The 15,361-nt window shown below is 70.0% G+C and carries 15 protein-coding genes and 2 pseudogenes; 12 read left to right on the forward strand and 5 right to left on the reverse strand.

All coding sequences use genetic code 11. From position 1 onward, the window contains the following. Positions 1–175: 175 nt before the first annotated feature. The 5 genes from ACH4PU_RS27385 (at position 176) to ACH4PU_RS27405 (ending at position 2,973) form a co-directional block, all read left to right on the forward strand. Positions 176–724: an ATP-binding protein gene (locus ACH4PU_RS27385; protein WP_398277396.1), complete on the forward strand. Its 549-nt coding sequence runs from the start codon at positions 176–178 to the stop codon at positions 722–724. 230 nt (positions 725–954) lie between these two features. Continuing rightward, positions 955–1,131: a hypothetical protein gene (locus ACH4PU_RS27390; RefSeq protein WP_398277399.1), complete on the forward strand. Its 177-nt coding sequence runs from the start codon at positions 955–957 to the stop codon at positions 1,129–1,131. Between the two features lie 223 nt (positions 1,132–1,354). Continuing rightward, positions 1,355–1,594, forward strand: coding sequence for a hypothetical protein (locus ACH4PU_RS27395; protein ID WP_398277402.1), 240 nt, complete (start codon positions 1,355–1,357; stop codon positions 1,592–1,594). 156 nt (positions 1,595–1,750) lie between these two features. Continuing rightward, positions 1,751–2,023 (forward strand): hypothetical protein, encoded by a 273-nt coding sequence (locus ACH4PU_RS27400; RefSeq protein WP_398277405.1) that lies wholly within the window; start codon positions 1,751–1,753, stop codon positions 2,021–2,023. A gap of 98 nt (positions 2,024–2,121) precedes the next feature. Then, complete coding sequence (locus ACH4PU_RS27405) at positions 2,122–2,973, forward strand: Scr1 family TA system antitoxin-like transcriptional regulator (protein WP_398277408.1); 852 nt, start codon at positions 2,122–2,124, stop codon at positions 2,971–2,973. A gap of 15 nt (positions 2,974–2,988) precedes the next feature. Here the strand turns inward: ACH4PU_RS27405 and ACH4PU_RS27410 are convergent. Continuing rightward, positions 2,989–3,312: pseudogene (locus ACH4PU_RS27410) on the reverse strand (IS5/IS1182 family transposase); the annotation flags it as partial. Between the two features lie 252 nt (positions 3,313–3,564). On the opposite strand from ACH4PU_RS27410, the gene ACH4PU_RS27415 reads away from it, so the two are divergent. Both ACH4PU_RS27415 and ACH4PU_RS27420 read left to right on the forward strand, forming a co-directional pair. Then, entirely contained in the window at positions 3,565–4,071 is a 507-nt protein-coding gene (locus ACH4PU_RS27415) for a CAP domain-containing protein (RefSeq protein ID WP_398277411.1), read from the forward strand. A 184-nt stretch (positions 4,072–4,255) separates the two neighbouring features. Continuing rightward, the gene (locus ACH4PU_RS27420; protein WP_398277414.1) at positions 4,256–5,023 is read left to right on the forward strand and encodes a transposase; all 768 of its coding nucleotides are present in this window, start codon (positions 4,256–4,258) and stop codon (positions 5,021–5,023) included. A 340-nt stretch (positions 5,024–5,363) separates the two neighbouring features. On the opposite strand, the gene ACH4PU_RS27425 is transcribed toward ACH4PU_RS27420, so the two are convergent. After that, positions 5,364–6,890 (reverse strand): recombinase family protein, encoded by a 1,527-nt coding sequence (locus ACH4PU_RS27425; protein WP_398277417.1) that lies wholly within the window; start codon positions 6,888–6,890, stop codon positions 5,364–5,366. A 19-nt stretch (positions 6,891–6,909) separates the two neighbouring features. Then, positions 6,910–7,104: pseudogene (locus ACH4PU_RS27430) on the reverse strand (DUF4291 family protein); the annotation flags it as partial. 194 nt (positions 7,105–7,298) lie between these two features. On the opposite strand from ACH4PU_RS27430, the gene ACH4PU_RS27435 reads away from it, so the two are divergent. Then, entirely contained in the window at positions 7,299–8,951 is a 1,653-nt protein-coding gene (locus ACH4PU_RS27435; protein ID WP_398277420.1) for a GMC oxidoreductase, read from the forward strand. Between the two features lie 149 nt (positions 8,952–9,100). After that, the gene (locus ACH4PU_RS27440) at positions 9,101–9,868 is read left to right on the forward strand and encodes a thioesterase II family protein (RefSeq protein ID WP_398277423.1); all 768 of its coding nucleotides are present in this window, start codon (positions 9,101–9,103) and stop codon (positions 9,866–9,868) included. 78 nt (positions 9,869–9,946) lie between these two features. Here the strand turns inward: ACH4PU_RS27440 and ACH4PU_RS27445 are convergent, their stop codons facing one another. After that, positions 9,947–12,124: a PIG-L family deacetylase gene (locus ACH4PU_RS27445; protein WP_398277426.1), complete on the reverse strand. Its 2,178-nt coding sequence runs from the start codon at positions 12,122–12,124 to the stop codon at positions 9,947–9,949. 234 nt (positions 12,125–12,358) lie between these two features. Next, a complete protein-coding gene (locus ACH4PU_RS27450; RefSeq protein WP_398277429.1) occupies positions 12,359–12,919 on the reverse strand; it encodes a GNAT family N-acetyltransferase in 561 nt (186 codons plus the stop codon). Between the two features lie 190 nt (positions 12,920–13,109). Here ACH4PU_RS27450 and ACH4PU_RS27455 point away from each other — a divergent pair, with 190 nt between their 5' ends. The 3 genes from ACH4PU_RS27455 (at position 13,110) to ACH4PU_RS27465 (ending at position 15,319) form a co-directional block, all read left to right on the forward strand. After that, entirely contained in the window at positions 13,110–14,258 is a 1,149-nt protein-coding gene (locus ACH4PU_RS27455) for an alpha/beta hydrolase (protein WP_398277432.1), read from the forward strand. 79 nt (positions 14,259–14,337) lie between these two features. Continuing rightward, positions 14,338–14,994, forward strand: coding sequence for a helix-turn-helix domain-containing protein (locus tag ACH4PU_RS27460; RefSeq protein WP_398277435.1), 657 nt, complete (start codon positions 14,338–14,340; stop codon positions 14,992–14,994). Between the two features lie 64 nt (positions 14,995–15,058). After that, positions 15,059–15,319 carry a hypothetical protein gene (locus tag ACH4PU_RS27465; protein ID WP_398277438.1) on the forward strand — a complete coding sequence of 87 codons (261 nt, stop codon included), beginning with the start codon at positions 15,059–15,061 and terminating at the stop codon, positions 15,317–15,319. Positions 15,320–15,361: the final 42 nt, after the last annotated feature.

The following is a 15,361-nucleotide window of genomic DNA, read 5'->3' on the forward strand; positions in this document are numbered from 1 at the left end:
CGTCCATCCTGACACAGCGAGTGAGGTCGATGGGGGTTCATTGATGAACCCCCTTGGCCGTAGCGGGTGTCCGCGTGAACCCCCTGGTGAACGCTCCCGATGCTCCTCCGCTGGTCGTTGACTGTGCGGCACGCGATGCCGGCCGCAAGTCACAGTCGGCAGGCTGGAGGGGAAAGTGAATGACCGCAGGAACATCCGTCCGTCCGGCGTCTGCGCCATGGCCACGTCACGACTGCCGGAGCAACAGCCGGCGGCAGAGCGCTTCAGGTCGTTCGTCCTGTTCGCCGAGTCGCCGGACGCCGTGAGCACCGCGCGGAACATGACGGGTAGCACGTTGACCGACTGGGGGCTGCGGCACCTCGTCTTCGAGGCGAAGGTGGTGGTTTCGGAACTCGTCGGCAACGTGATCAACCACGCTGTCCCGGACCGGGAGCTGGCTCGTCCGGGCGGGCAGCGGCGTATCGAGGTGAGTCTTCGCCGGTGGCCCAAGTGGCTGTTCATCGGCGTCGGAGACGAGGACTCGTCACCGCCGACTTACCCGGCCGGTGAGACCTTCGGACCGGAATGGGCCCTGAACCTGCCGGAGGCGCTGCTCCCGAACAACGGGCGGGGCTTGCAGCTCGTGCACCGCCTGGTGGACGCCTTGTGGTGGACGCCGGAGAAGGCGGGCGGCAAGGTCGTCTACTGCCGCTTCGATCTCGTCTCCTCGGAGGGCGAGCCCTAGAAACTCCGGGCCCCGCATGCGCGTGCCTCAGCGATCCAGGCACGTGGCGGCCCGGTAGCCGGGCGGAGTCTGACCACTTCGCCCGGCATAGGCACGGCCTCTTGGCGCTGGACCTCCCCTCCACCCGGGAGGCCGTGCCGAATTACCAGTGTTCTCAAAAATGCTACGTGATAGGGGTGTTGCACATGGGCAGACAGTTGACGGCGTTAGACCTGCGTCGCGGGGACGTAGTGACGCTCAAGGGTCGCCACTACGAGGTGAAGGCTGTTCGCCTGGACCACCGTTCGGGAGGGCGGCACCAGGCCATCGTGACGTTCAAGGACGGGCGGCCCCTGGTGGTCGACGCCTCCGCCGAGCTGACCGTAACCCGCGCCGGGAGGCAGGCCCGTTCCAGGGGGCGGCGGTGACGGTCCGGGCGGTGTACGGGCACGTGGACTGGTGGCTGACGGTCGACCCTGACGCCGATGGGGCTCAGCACACGGCGAAGTGCATGACCTGCGGAGATATCGCCAAGCCATCCGCTCGGAAACTGGCGGCGGAAGTCTGGTGTCTCCGGCACGCACGGCGTACCGGCCATCAGCGGTTCTGCACTGGCGCCCTGTCCTTCCTCGTCGCCACTTGCATGGACCGGTGATCAGAATGCTGGTCTCTCTCCGCGAGATGGTGGCGGACGTGACGTTCCGCCTGTGCGAGTGGTGGTGGCGGCACGTGTCCGACCGGCGAACCTTCCGTGTCCTGGACGCGCAGCGCGATCACTTCAAGGCCCTGGCCCTGGACGACTGGATTGCACAAGCCGGCCGCGACTTCGAGGAACGGTGGGGCAACCGCCCGCCCGTGCCCGGACGCGCCCGGAACGGATCACAGCACTAGACAGAAGACCGGACCACCCCTGCGCCGGGAAGCTACCGGGGTGGTCCGGGAGGGATCGCGAAGACCCCGGAGTAGATGCTACCGGGGGCTTCGCCGTGCGCTCGCACGCGGTGCCCCGCCGTATCAGGCCAACGGCCGGGGAGGGGAGGCACGTTCATGCACAGCGCAGACGACGGAGCGTTCGAGGGCATCGGCGCCGAGATCGACCCTGATGCGGTGGTGTGGGTGCGCGGGGTGGATTACGTGGCCGGTTGGCGGGAGGCCCGGGAGGCTGCGGCGGAGCTTGAGGCGGCGCTGGCGGCGGTCGGCGTCGAGGTGGAGGGTGCATCGGCGGCGCGGACGCGGGGTGATGGTTCGGGGGTCGTGCGGCTGATGTGGAGTCCGGCGACAGTCCGGGCGGTCGCTCGCTTGATCCGTGACGGGGGTTAGGGAGCCCTTCGTTCAGGCATTCAGTCCGCTTGTCGGCTTGATCATCCGTCCCTCTTGGTTCGCGTCCCGTTTGGCGGAAGTGCACCAGGAGGGAACTGATGACGAGCGATGATCCGATGCCTACGGCGGACCGTGCTGTGGCCCTGGTTCTGGGAGCCTATTTGCGGTATTTACGCATCCTTAGGGGGTGGAGCCAGACGGACGCTGCGTTGGCTCTCGGATGCAGCTTCAGCACGGTGAGCCGGCTTGAGCAAGGGGTTGTTTTCACCCCTCGCCACGCTCGCGCTTTGTTCCACCGTCATTACGGTGTTCCGAAGGATCTTGCTCGGGCTGTTGATCATCTCCTGTCGGTGACGAACTTGTCGACGCAAGCGGGCGACATCGGCCCCGGCTGGCACGACCGCTTGGCCCTATGTGAGCAACAGGCCACGGCCATCGCCACATACACGGCTACGGTCGTCCCCGCCCCGCTGCGGATTTTGGCCTACAAGCGGGCGCTGGTGCCTTCCGGGGTGTCCCCCTATTCCGCTCCCCATCGGATCCCACGGCAACTCGCTGACAGGCAGGTGTACACGCTCTTCCTGGACAGCTCCCTGTTGGAACGTCCGGTCGGCGGCGCACGTGTCATGGCTCAACAGCTTGATCACCTCCTTCGCCTCTCCTGGAAAGGGCGGATTGCGATCCGGGTGGTGCCCACTGCGGCCGGCGCGCCCGTTGGCGACGCGTTTCTCAGTCGTCTCACTCTTCAAGGCAATTGGTTGTACGTTCGGGAGTCGCTGGGCGTGGTGTACACCCCTGGTGTTCCGGTCTTTGCTTCGCGCGATCGGCTCTTCGAAGCGGTCGCGGCGGCGGCTCTTCCGGTCGATCAGAGTCACCGGTTGTTGGTGCAGGCGCGTGAGCGCTGGCGGGCGCAAGAGCAGTCGCACGACATGCGACCCGCTGTCCCCTAAGTCGTGTCTCTCCGATCATGATCGGAGCCAGATGAGGAGTGCTGCGGCGGTGACGGCGCCGAGGTAGACGTATCCGCGTTTGTCGTAGCAGGTGGCGACGGCTCTGAACTGCTTCAGCTTGTTCACCGCCCGCTCGACGGTGTTGCGTTGCCGGTAGCGCGTCGGGCTGAAGACCGGGGGCTGGCCGCCGCGTGGTCCCATGCGCAGGCGGGCGGCCCGGCTGTCGCTCTTCTCCGGGATCGTGTGCCGGATGCCGCGACGTCGCAGGCAGGCGCGGATGACGCCGTTGCTGTAGGCCCGGTCAACACTGACGCTGCCCGGCTTCCGGCGGGGACGGCCCGGACCCATGGACGGCTGGCCGAAATTATGAATTCAAGATCAATGTCTGGCCATAACCTTCAGTGTGCGCACAGCCCAGGATTCACCGATACTGGAGTGGAGGTGTTACACCTAGGTGGTCGGGCACCGCCTTATGGCATATACGCCTTGCAGGCATGTGCCGACCTTTTGGACGCGCTTCTTTAAGTCTATTCGTTGCATTCAGGTTACGCGCGAAATAGGGTGATCCGCATGCCCCCTTGGTTCAGTGACATGTTCGATCAGATGTGGTTTTCATTGAGCGCCCCTGAGGAGGAAAAGCAGCTCCTGGGTCTAGTCAACGATGCCCGCGTACATCCAGAAAAATATCCGCCACAAGGGGACGCTACGGGTGCCGTAATGGATGCCTGCCGTTATCGTTTCCAGACTTCCAGGGCATTGGTCTTGGATGCACGTGCCCACTGCGAATTCCTGAAAGACCAGCCCGTGGATTGGGTTAACGCCGACCTTAACATGCATCGCGGGCCCGACGGGAAACCTACTTGGGATCCTGGAGAGCCGATGGACCAGGATGGCTATAAGAGCTGGCGGGCAGAGAACGTAGCTGTAGGCTTTGCCACTCCCGAAGAAGTGGTGCGGTTCTGGATGCAGGACGACCAGACATGGGCTTGGAAGCACCGCAACGCTATTCTCAGGTCTCTAACAGTGGAGGCTGGCGTAGGTCACTATCAAGGTGGGCCAGGGAACCATTACTGGACGCTGGACATGGCCACACAATAGTCCGGCCTCGGCAGCTCGCTGTGTTCGCGCGCGACGGCCACTGTACCGCCGCGATCTCCCGGTTATTCTCCCCACGATCGAAGCGTTTCACGGCCTCCGGCTGGATTCGCTCCCGCGTTGCCCTCCGGTGCACCTCTACGCCCTTGCTCCCTAACCCGTGTGGAGGTTGGTGCGTTGGCGGGGCATGGATGGGGTGATCTCAGCGGATGATCCGAAGTGGATCGAGCCGTTCTCCGGGCTGAACGAGTCGCAGTTTGCCAGATTGATGGCGTTGGTACGGCGCCGTGGCGGCGACGTTCAGCGTGGCCGTCCCTGGCGACTTCCGCTGGAGGACCGGGTGCTACTGGTGGCCACGTATTGGCGCACGAACCTCACGTTGCGGCAGATGGCGCCGCTGTTCGGGGTCTCAAAGTCTGCGGCTGACCGCATCCTCGATCACCTCGCACCCCTGCTGGCCATCTCGCCGGCCCGCCGACCGCGCAAGGACACCGTCTACATCGTCGACGGCACCCTGGTGCCCACCCGCGACCGCAGCGTCGCAGCCTCCAGCAAGAACTACCGGTACTCGACCAACCTGCAGGTCGTCATCGACGCCAACAGTCGCCTGGTCATGACCATCGGCCTCCCGCTGCCCGGCAGCCGCAACGACTGCCGGGCCTTTACGGAGTCTGGTGTCGACCGGGCCTGTCGCGGCGCACCGACCATCGCCGACGGCGGCTACCAGGGCACCGGACTTCTCATCCCGCACCGCAAACGACGGGGCCAGACGCACCTCAGCCCACAGCAAGAAGCGGAGAACGCCGTCCACCGCCGGGTGCGAGCCCGGGTGGAACACGCCCTGGCACGGTTGAAGAACTGGAAGGTCCTGCGGGACTGCCGACTCAAAGGCCACGGCGTTCACCAAGCGATGCTCGGTGTCGCGCGGCTCCACAACCTGGCCCTCACCGGATAACGCACGCCCCCTGCTCCAGGCAAACAGCGAAAGCACATGGCGCTTCGTCGGCACCGGCCACACGCAGGGAGGAGTGCTTCTCGCTGCGGGAATCGCCGTGGACGTCGCCGTAAACCGGCAGTTGGCCCGGGCGAACACCAAGATGGGAGACGGGCCGTGAGGAAGGCTGATCGGGATGCGGAAATGGCCCGTCATCTGGAGCGAGTCTGCAAGCGGTTCGTTACCAGGATCAGTCCCCAGGCAGCCAGGCGATTGGCTCGACTGCTCGCGTCTCCCTCAAGCCAGATCGCCTGACAATACAAGGAGGACCCCTTTCGAGGGGCCCTCCTTGCTGCACCTATCAGGTCCAGATGGGGTTCTGCTCGATGTCTATCCTGCCGTAGTCGAAGTAGCGGCCCTTCTTGGTCGCTTCCTTGATCCGTACTTCCGCGAAAAGGAAGCGCATGACCGCGTTCATTCGTTGGTGGTTTCCCGCCTTCTCCAGCGCCTCCCAACTCGCTCGGGCATCGGCGCCGGCAAGCCCTTGGAGTACCTCCGCCGTCGGGCGGACGATCATCTTGCGTTCGATCTCGGCTATCCGCGCCTCGACCCTCTTGCGCATGTCGCGGTACTCCCGGGTGCGGATTTCCTGGGCCTCCCACATCGCCTTGAGGTCGCCGAGCTCTTGCCGGTCGGCGTCGAGGGCGGCTTGGTCCTCGGCCGAGAGGGAAGAGGGTGTGGGGGCGTCGGTGATGTCCAGGCGCTCCAGTAGGTTCAGGGCCGCCTTGGTGACGAAGTCCTCCAGGATGGGCGCCGATATCGCACGGTGGCAGCGCGGGACGTCCAGGCGGTGCGTGTGGTTGCACACGTACTTCGCACCCGAACCGGATCCGCCCATGACCTTCCCGCAACCGGTGCACACGACGATGCCGCGCAGCAGGTAGAACCGGTTGGAACTCTCAGCCGGCTTGCTGGCTGCGGCGCGGAACGTCCGACGCTCCTTCGCTTCCAGCCACATGCCTCGGTCGATGATGGCGGGCCATTCCCCGTCGCCGATCTCCTCCCCTTGGAACACGCGGATGCCGGTGACGTGGCGGTTGTCCAAGAGATCACGTACCCGGGGTGCTGACCAGGACTTGCCCTGGGCAGTCGGGACGCCCCGCCGGTGCAAGTCCTTCGCGATCTGCACCGGGCTCTCGCCGTCCAGGTATCGGGTGAAGACCTCTTTCACGATCTCCGCTTCCTCGGGAACGATGTGCATGCCCGTCTTGTCGTACCCGTACCGGCGGCGGCCCGTGTGTGGTCGGCCGTCCTTCACCCGGTCCACTATGGACTCGGTCAGTCGGCGTGACGTGTCGTCGCTGGACCGGCAGGCGTGCGCTACCTCGATGCGGAGGAAGAACCGGTCGTCAGGGTCCGACAGATCACGCTGGTTCGCCTGGCCGTGCAACGTGATGTCGTGGTCGTCGGCGATCTGCAACAACTCTTCCAGGTCGCGGGGCTGCCGCATCAGGCGGTCCGGGTGGTATGTCAGCACGTGGTTAACCCGGCCCTGCTTGGCCTGCTCCAGAAGGGCGTCCCAACCCGGGCGCTTCCGCTTGCGCTGCCACGCGGAACGGTTGTTGTCCACGAACACCTGGTTCTCGACGACCACCAAGCCGAGGCGTTCGGCGATTTCCCGGCAGATGCGCTCTTGGCGCTCCACACCCGTCTGGTCCTCGTCGTTCACGTGGGATATCCGGCAGTAGATCGCTGCGGACTCGCCTTTCCAACCGGCGCGCTTCTTCTCACCGCGCTGCCTGCTACCGGAGTTCCGGGACACATGGAGGGCTCGGCGTAACCGGGCGTCGGATCGCTCGGAGCGCTGGTTCATCTCTTCGTCCGTCATGGAAAAGAGGCTATGAACGCGGTGTGGTCCACGTCATGCGGTCCCGCTTCCAGGTGGCCGGAAACCGGCCGTCCCGGGCGGCGGGCAGGCCGATGGCCGGATCGTACGCCTGGTAGACGGTGATGGTGGAAGCGGAGTGCAGGGCGCGGATCCGGTGTTTCTGTGCTGTCACGGATACCAGGGTCCGTCCGGCGGGTGGGGTCTGGCCACTCATTTACGGGGAGTGGGGCGGGCGTGCCGTCGGACCTGGCGTCTTTACGCCGACCCGCCGCGCCGGTCAAGCGGAATGGGGAAATCAAGGGCTGTTCCGGTGCAACTCCCTTACCTCTCCGGCAACTTCTGTTTGCATGCGTCCGGGGCCCCGACATTCATCCCAGCCACAGGGCCCCGGAGAGGTGAGGTGTGTCCATGTCGGTTCAGCGTCATCCGTCCCGTCGTCGGGTGCTCGGTGGCGGGCTCGCGCTGGGGGCCGCGGCGTTCGGCGGCGGGATCCTGCCCGGGGCGTCCGGTGCCGAAGCCGCCGAGGTCGCGCGGGACGGGGCGTTCGTGCCCGCCGTCGTCGTCGGGACCGGGTACGGGGCCGCCGTCACGGCGTTACGGCTCGCGGAGGCGGGGGAGCGGGTGCTGATGCTGGAGATGGGGCGGTGGTGGGACCGGCCGGGGGCGGACGGGCGGGTGTTCTGCGGGATGCTCGACCCGGACCGGCGGTCGAGCTGGTTCCGGACCCGGACCGCGGCGCCCCTCGGCTCGTTCCTCTGGCTCGACGTCGTCGACCGGAACATCGAGCCGTACCCCGGCGTCCTCGACCGGGTCGACTTCGGGTCCATGGCCGTCTACGCGGGCCGCGGTGTCGGCGGCGGCTCGCTGGTCAACGGGGGGATGGCCGTGGCGCCTCGCCGTGACTACCTGCGGCGGGTGCTCCCGGGGGTGGACGCGGGGGAGATGTACCGCCGCTACTTCCCGCGCGCCCGTGCCATGCTGCGCGCCAACGGCGTCGACCGGACCTGGTTCGAGGGGACGGAGTGGTACCGGTACTCGCGTGTGGCGCGTGAGCAGGCGGCGCGGGCCGGGCTGCGGTCGGTGTTCCTCGACAACGTCTATGACTTCGGGCATATGCGGAGGGAAGCGGACGGTACGGCACCGCGGTCCGCGCTCGCCGGTGAGCTGATCTACGGCAACAACCACGGACGGATGTCCCTCGACAAGACCTATCTGGCCGCCGCCCTGCGCACCGGGCGGGTCACCATCGCGACCCTGCACCGGGCGCAAACCATCCGTCCCCGCCGGGCCGGGGGTTACGTCCTGACGGTCGAGCGGTCCGACGAGGCCGGGCGCCGGATCGCCGTGAAGGAGATCGGCTGCCGGCGGCTGTTCCTCGGGGCCGGGAGCCTCGGGAGCACCGAACTCCTGCTGCGCGCCCGGGAGACCGGCACCCTGCCGGACCTCGGCCCCGAGATCGGCCGCGGCTGGGGACCCAACGGGAACGTGATGGCCGCGCGCGCCAACCACCCCACCGACCCCACCGGTTGCCACCAGTCCACCGTCCCCGCCCTCGGCCTCGACGACTGGGACGACCCGCGGCACCCGGTCTTCGCCGAGATCACCCCGGTGCCGGCCGGCACCGAGACCTGGATCAGCCTCTACATCGCGATCACCCGCAACCCCGAGCGCGGCACCTTCGTCTACGACCGCGCCACGGACCGGATGGGGCTGCGGTGGACCCGGGACCAGAACCGGCCCGCCGTCGACGCCGCCCGCTCCTTCTTCGACCGCGTCAACCGCGCCAACCGCACCGACTACCGGTACGACCTCTTCGGCCCCCGCGCCAAGGCGTTCGCCGACGACTTCACCTACCACCCCCTCGGCGGCTGCGTGCTCGGCCGCGCCACCGACCCGTACGGCCGGATCCCCGGGCACCCCGGCCTCTACGTCACCGACGGCGCGCTGGTCCCCGGCTCGCTCGGCGTCAATCCGTTCCTCACCATCACCGCGCTGGCGGAGCGGAACATCGAGCGGATCGTCCGGCAGGACATCCGGCCCGCGACGGGCCGCCGAACGTGACGCCCGCCGCATCAGGTGTGCGGAGCCGGCTTCCAGGGCACGTCTGACCTGGCCCTACCCGGCCGGCCGGTGGGGGACCCGGACCTGTCATCGTGGTGTCCACCGGTCCGCGGCACCGCCCGGCAGCCCCTGGAAGGAAGACCCGTCCCGTGAACGACGTCCGAGGCATCACCGAGGAGAACACCCAGTGGATACGCAGGTTCGCGCCGCGTCCGGACGCTGACGTCCGGCTGGTCTGCCTGCCGCACGCCGGCGGCTCGGCGAGCTTCTACTACCCGATGGCGCGGGCCATGCCCGACGTCGCCGACGTCCTCTGCGTCCAGTACCCCGGCCGCCAGGACCGCCGGGACGAGCCGCTCGTCGACAACATCCCCGACCTCGCGGACCGGGTCTTCTCGATGCTGCTGCCCTGGGCCGACCGGCCGCTGGCCCTCTTCGGCCACAGCATGGGCGCCTCCCTCGCCTTCGAGGTCGCCCGGCGGTTCGAGCGCGAGAAGGACGTCGTCGCGACCGCCCTGTTCGTGTCCGCCCGCCGCGCCCCGTCGATCCACCGGGAGGAGACCGTCCACCTCAGGGACGACGACGGGATCCTCGCCGAGACCCGGCGGCTGAGCGGCACCGACGCCCAGGTGCTGGAAGACGACGAGCTCGTCCGCATGATCCTCCCGGTGTTGCGGTCGGACTACCGGGCCGCCGAGACCTACCGCTACGAGCCCGGGCCGCCGCTGCGCTGCCCCGTGGTCGCGCTGACCGGCGACGTCGACCCCAAGGTGTCCGTGGACGAGGCGGCGGCCTGGGCCGGCCACACCGCGTCCTCCTTCGACCTGCGCGTCTTCACCGGCGGCCACTTCTACCTGACGGAGCATCAGGACGCGGTGGTGCGCGAGATCGCGGGACGGCTGCGGCCCGCCGCCTGAACCGGGCCGAACCGCGACGGCCGCGCCGCCCGGCCCCGGAAACCGGGGCGGGCGGCGCGGCCGTTCGCGCACAGGCCCCTACACCGACGTGCCGCCCTGCGACCGCCCGTCCTGCCCGGTCCAGGCCGTGAACGGGTACTTGCCCGACGTCTGCGTCCGGGAACTGCTCAGCTTGCCGTCCATGCCGAGCACCACGACGGTCGTCAGGCCCCGCGCGTCCTGGGCGACGCCCGGCGTGGCGCGGTACGTCACGCCGCCGCCCTGCCAGGGGCCGGGACGCCCCGAGCCCTTCGACAGCCGCACCCGGCCCCGGGCGTCCCGGGCGGCGAGGACCACGTTCCGGCCGTCCTGGGCCAGCGCCACCCGGCCGTACCCGCCGATCGGCGGCAGGTCGGCCGTCATCCGCCAGGGGCCGTTCGCCGGGCGCTCGGCGACCATGACCCGCGCGGTGGAGGGCTGCCGGGTGACCAGCCGCACGCCGCCGCCCGAGAAGGCGGCCAGCGACAGCGGGCCGCTCGCGGTGGGCAGCCGGGTCGCCCCGGTGGGCTGCGGCGGCTCGCCCTCGTTCTCGGACATCCAGTGGTAGACGGTCTTGCTGTCGGCGGCGACCACATGGATCCGGCCCTTGTCGTCCAGGGCGGCGTCCAGCCCGTCCAGGACCACTGGCGGCTGGTCCCCGTCCGACTCCAGGTGCTCCCAGTCGGTCCAGTCCGTGCCGTGCTCGCCGGTGCGGTACATCAGGCCGCCGGCCCAGTCGCGGACGAAGAGGAAGACCTTGCCGTCCTTGCCGGCGACGGTCACCGGGTAGCCGACCTCCATCGACCGCTCCGGATCGGCCTCGGGCGAGCCCAGGGACTCCCAGTTCCCGAAGGACGGGACGGCTCCCGGGCGGGGCTTGCCGTTCTGCCGGGCGGTGACGATCTCCCGGTGGTGCGGGGTGCCGCGGCTCGGCAGGACCGTGCGCACGGAGAACAGCTGGAGCGTGCCGTCCGCGTGCCGCAGGACCTCCACCTGCCCCTCCAGCATCGACCCGCCGATCTTGGCGGGGCCGGACCAGGCGCCGGTCCCGGGCTTGGTCTCGGTCCAGCAGTGCACGGCGCCGTCGAGGAGCGCGAACGCGGCGAGCCGGCCGTCGGGCAGTGGCTGCACCCAGCGCTGGGTGCCGGGCGCCCGGTAGCGGAGGTTGTTGGACCAGCGGACGTCCTTGGAGCGGGCGCCGACCTTGCGGTCGCCGCAGCCGGCGGGGTCACCGCAGTCCTTGCCGTCGGCCCAGCCGTAGATGTCGAGGAGCTTCACCTTGTGCCGGGTGGTCGCCGCGTCGAGGTTGGACGGCAGGAGGGAGACCTCGTAGCCGACGTAGTTCTCGACCGCCGTGGGGCGGCTGTGCCGGCGTCCCCAGTACTCGGCCAGCGCCGCCTGGGCGAAATGGGCGGAGGTGGTGTGGTCCTGGTGGTCGTAGTGGGATATGCCCTCCAGCTCGTGCGCCACCCCGGGGAACTGCTGCTGGATCGCCCGGTGCGTCGGGTTGGGGTCGAGGGTGCGGACGACCGTCGGCCGGTACCGGTCCAGCACCGCCACCAGCGAGTCGATGACGTGCTTGCGCTCGTACAGGTACGTGCGCTTGACCGGGCTGTGCGCCGGGACGAGCGTCGTCAGCTTCGGCGTGACCCCCAGCCACAGCCCGCGCAGGCTCTCCTTGCGCGGCACCCGGATGAACCGGGCCTCCACCAGCTCAAGGAAGATCAGTTGGACCTGCGGAGCGGCCTTCAGCGTGTGCAGCTCCGCCTGGAAGCCGGGGATCAGCTGCGTCGTCTCCACCCGCCAGGGGCTGAGCCAGTCGCCGGTGGCCATCTGGGCGGTCGCCTCGCGCAGGCCGTTGATGCGCGCGCGGACGAACTCCGGCCGCTTCATGGGCAGCTTCGGGTACCCGGGCGTCTGGGAAAGGGCGTTGCGACCGTCCGACTCACCGCCGGTGAGGCACACGGTGACGGTCGGGGCGCCGCTCCGGATGGACTGCTCCAGCTCCGGGTTCATGAAGTACAGCGAGTCGTCGGGGTGCGCGATGATGTGGACGAACGACTCGGTCGTCACCACCTTCGCCGGCTGCACGGGGAACTCGTCCTCGTGCCCGCTGCCCTGCGCCGAACCGGGGGCCAGCCACTGCCAGGCCCCCACCGTGCCCGTTCCGACGACCAGGCCCGCACCACCGACCTGGAGAACCCGGCGGCGGGACAGTCGTGATATTCGCCCCGGCACAGGGGTCTCCCATCTCCTGCGCCCAAAGCGCGGTTGAGCAAACGCGGACATGTCGGACAAAGTCGAACCAACCCCCCTTAGTTGACCGTAAGATCTTACGACTCGCGGGGCGCGGTTTTCCGACTGTCATGTAACAGCCGTGCTTCGGCGAACCATAGATTGCGATGCAATCGTGCGTCGTGAGCACGGGGAATGGCTGTGGGACGGCTGAAAAGCCGTGGGGCCGGTGCGATGTCAGCGCGGCTCACGGTCGTGCAGGATCCTCTGAAAGAGGTAATGGTCACGCCAGGCGCCGTCAATGCGCAGGTAGTTCCGGGCGGTGCCGATCCGCTCGAAACCGCACTTCGCCAGGACGCGCTGGGAAGCGGCGTTGGCGATCACCGTGCCCGCCTCCACCCGGTGCATCCCGAGATCATCGGCCGCTGTCCGGCACACGGCCGTCACCGCGGCGGTGGCCAGCCCCCGGCCGGCCCGCCGGGCGGCGACCCAGTAGCCGAGCGAGCCGCTCTGGAAGGCGCCCCGCACGATATTGCTCAGGTTGACGATGCCGACGATGCCCTCCCGCTCGTCATCGAGCACCCAGGGCACCATCCGTCCCTCCCGACGCAGCGCTGTCAGCTCGCCCAGCCGGGCCGTCTGGCCCTCGGCGGTGAAGAACTCCGGGGCCCGGTGCGGCTCCCAGGGGCGCAGGTGATCCCGGTTCTCGGAGTAGGCCCGGGACAGGCCGGCCGCGTCGTCGAGGGTCGCGAGGCGGAGGACGACGCCGGGCGCGACGGTGCGGGGTTCGATGATCATCCCCGTAGCGTAGGACGGTCCGGCGCGGGAGGGCGAACGGGCGTCCGTGCCCGCTACTCCGCGCCGCGCACCATGCGCCACCCCCTACCCCGGTATCACTCCCGAGTTGGCCCCGGAGTGTGACGCCCGCCCGGGTGCCGCCTCCTTACCTTCCCCCCGCACCGCACGGAACGAGGGAGAAGGCCCCGACATGCACCGCTTCAAGCGCACCCTGGCCGCCGTCGCGCTCACCACGACCGTGGTCGCGGGGACGGCGGGCTGGGCCGCCGCCCACCGGGAGGCCGCGGTCACCGGCCCGCCGCCCGGCACCGCCGCCTGGCGCGCGGACCACTCCCTCCACCGCACCCTGCCCGACCCGGCCACCGCCTCGCCCGCAGAGGTCGCCCGCTTCTTCGCCGCCCTTCCCGAGGGTGCCCGGCAGCGGCTCGCGGACCGCCACCCCCTGGTCGTCGGGAACCTGGACGGCGCCCCGCCGGCCCTGCGGTACGCGGCCAACCGCCGCGCCCTCGCCGCCGAGCGCGCCGACCGGCTCCGGCAGGCGGCCGACACCTCCCTCCCGGAGTACGAGCGCGCGGACGCCCGCGCCCTCGCCGACCGCTACCGGGAACTCCTCGCTCCCGGGCGGCGGATCCTCGCCTTCGACCCGCGCGGGCGCGGCCAGCTCGCCGAGGTGTACGGCGACCTGGCCGGCGCCCGGCGGACGGCCGTCGTCGTCCCCGGCTCCGACATCGACCTGTCCTCCTTCGACCGGCGCACCGACCCCTACGGCACCCCGGCCGGCATGGCCCGGTCCCTGCGCGCCGAGATGGCCCGGCGGTCGCCCGGCACCCCCACCGCCGTCATCGCCTGGGCCGGCTACACCACCCCCGTCGGCGTCGGCCCCGACGCCGCCACCGGCCGGCTCGCCGAAGCCGGCGCACCCCGTCTCGACCGCTTCCTCGCCGGGCTGGCCGCCGCCGGGGCCGCCGCGCCGGCCGTCTTCTGCCACAGCTACGGCTCGGTGGTCTGCGGCCTCGCCGCCCACGCCATCGGCCGCGGCGAGGCGACCGACCTCGTCGTCCTGGGCAGCCCGGGCGTCCGCGCCGGCTCCGCCGCCGGCCTGCGCACCACCGCCCGGGTCTGGGCCGTCCGCCGCAACGCCGACGACTGGATCGGGAACATCCCCAACGTCGAGCTGTTCGGGCTCGGCCACGGCGCCGACCCCACCTCCGCGGACTTCGGCGCCCGTCGCGTCTCCTCGGCGGGCGCCCACGGCCACACCGGCTACTTCGCGCCCGGCACGGAGTCGCTGCGCCACTGCGCCGAGATCGCGCTGGGCGCCTACGACGCGGTCCGCTGAGAGGAGCAGGAGCGACCGCCAACAGTTCTTCGCGAAAACCTCTTTGCGAAGAACTCTTGGCGGTCTAGAGTGCCCACTCATGGCAGACGAGAGTGAACTCGCAAGCAAGCCAAAGGGGTTGGTGCCCGATCCGGAGACGGACGTGGTCCTGGACGCCAAGGGCCTCCGCGCCCTCGCGCACCCCCTCCGCGTCCGGCTGGTCGGCCTGCTGCGCACCCACGGGCCGTCCACCGCCACCCGCCTCGCCCAGGACCTGGGCGTCGGATCGGGCGTGACCAGCTACCACCTCCGGCAGCTCGCCGCGGCCGGGTTCGTGGCCGAGGACGGCGAGCGCGGCAACGCGCGGGAGCGCTGGTGGCGCGCGGCCCACGAGACGACGTGGCTCCGCGACAAGAGCCTCTACGACGAGGAACCGGAGGCCGCCGCGGCGTTCCGCGGCTCCGTCGCCGGCATGCACGCGCTGCACACCCAAGTCGCCCTCGGCCGGGCGCCGTCCATGCCCCGGCCCTGGCGCGACGTCCTGGAGACGAGCGACTGGCTGCTGCGGCTCACGCCCGGGGAGACCGCCGAACTGTCGGCGGAACTGCGGGCCGTGCTGGCCCGGTACCGCCGCTTCACGCCGGGCGCGGAGGATGCCACACCCGCCGGCGCCGAGCAGGTGAAGGTCGTCCTGCACGTCCTGCCCGACCCCGGGCAGGACGCCGCGCCGGGGGAGACGGGAGCGGGGCGGTCATGACGGGCGTGCCCGCGGCCCGTACCCCCGATTCGGCGGCCTGGCGGCCGGCGCGCTGACCGCCGCCATGGGCCTGAGCCCGACGCTGCTGGCGGCGGGGGCCGCCCATGTCACGGTGGTGGTCACGGGCGGGGCGCGGCGGGAGTGGAGGGAGGTGCGGGAGGTGCAGGAGGCGCGGGAGACGGAGGAGGCGGAGGAGCTGCGGGGCGCGCCGGAGGCGCAGGGGGCGGTGACGGGTACGGGCGGGGCGCCCGACCGCGGGAGTGCTGTGCCTCGGGGCGCCGCGTCCGGCGACGCCCCCGGCGTACGGGGCCCGGCAGGACGATGAGCTCGGCGGCGTCGGACTCTCCGCGCACCGGCACCCCGGCCG

The organism is Streptomyces sp. NPDC021100 (assembly GCF_044333095.1).
GTDB lineage: Bacteria > Actinomycetota > Actinomycetes > Streptomycetales > Streptomycetaceae > Streptomyces.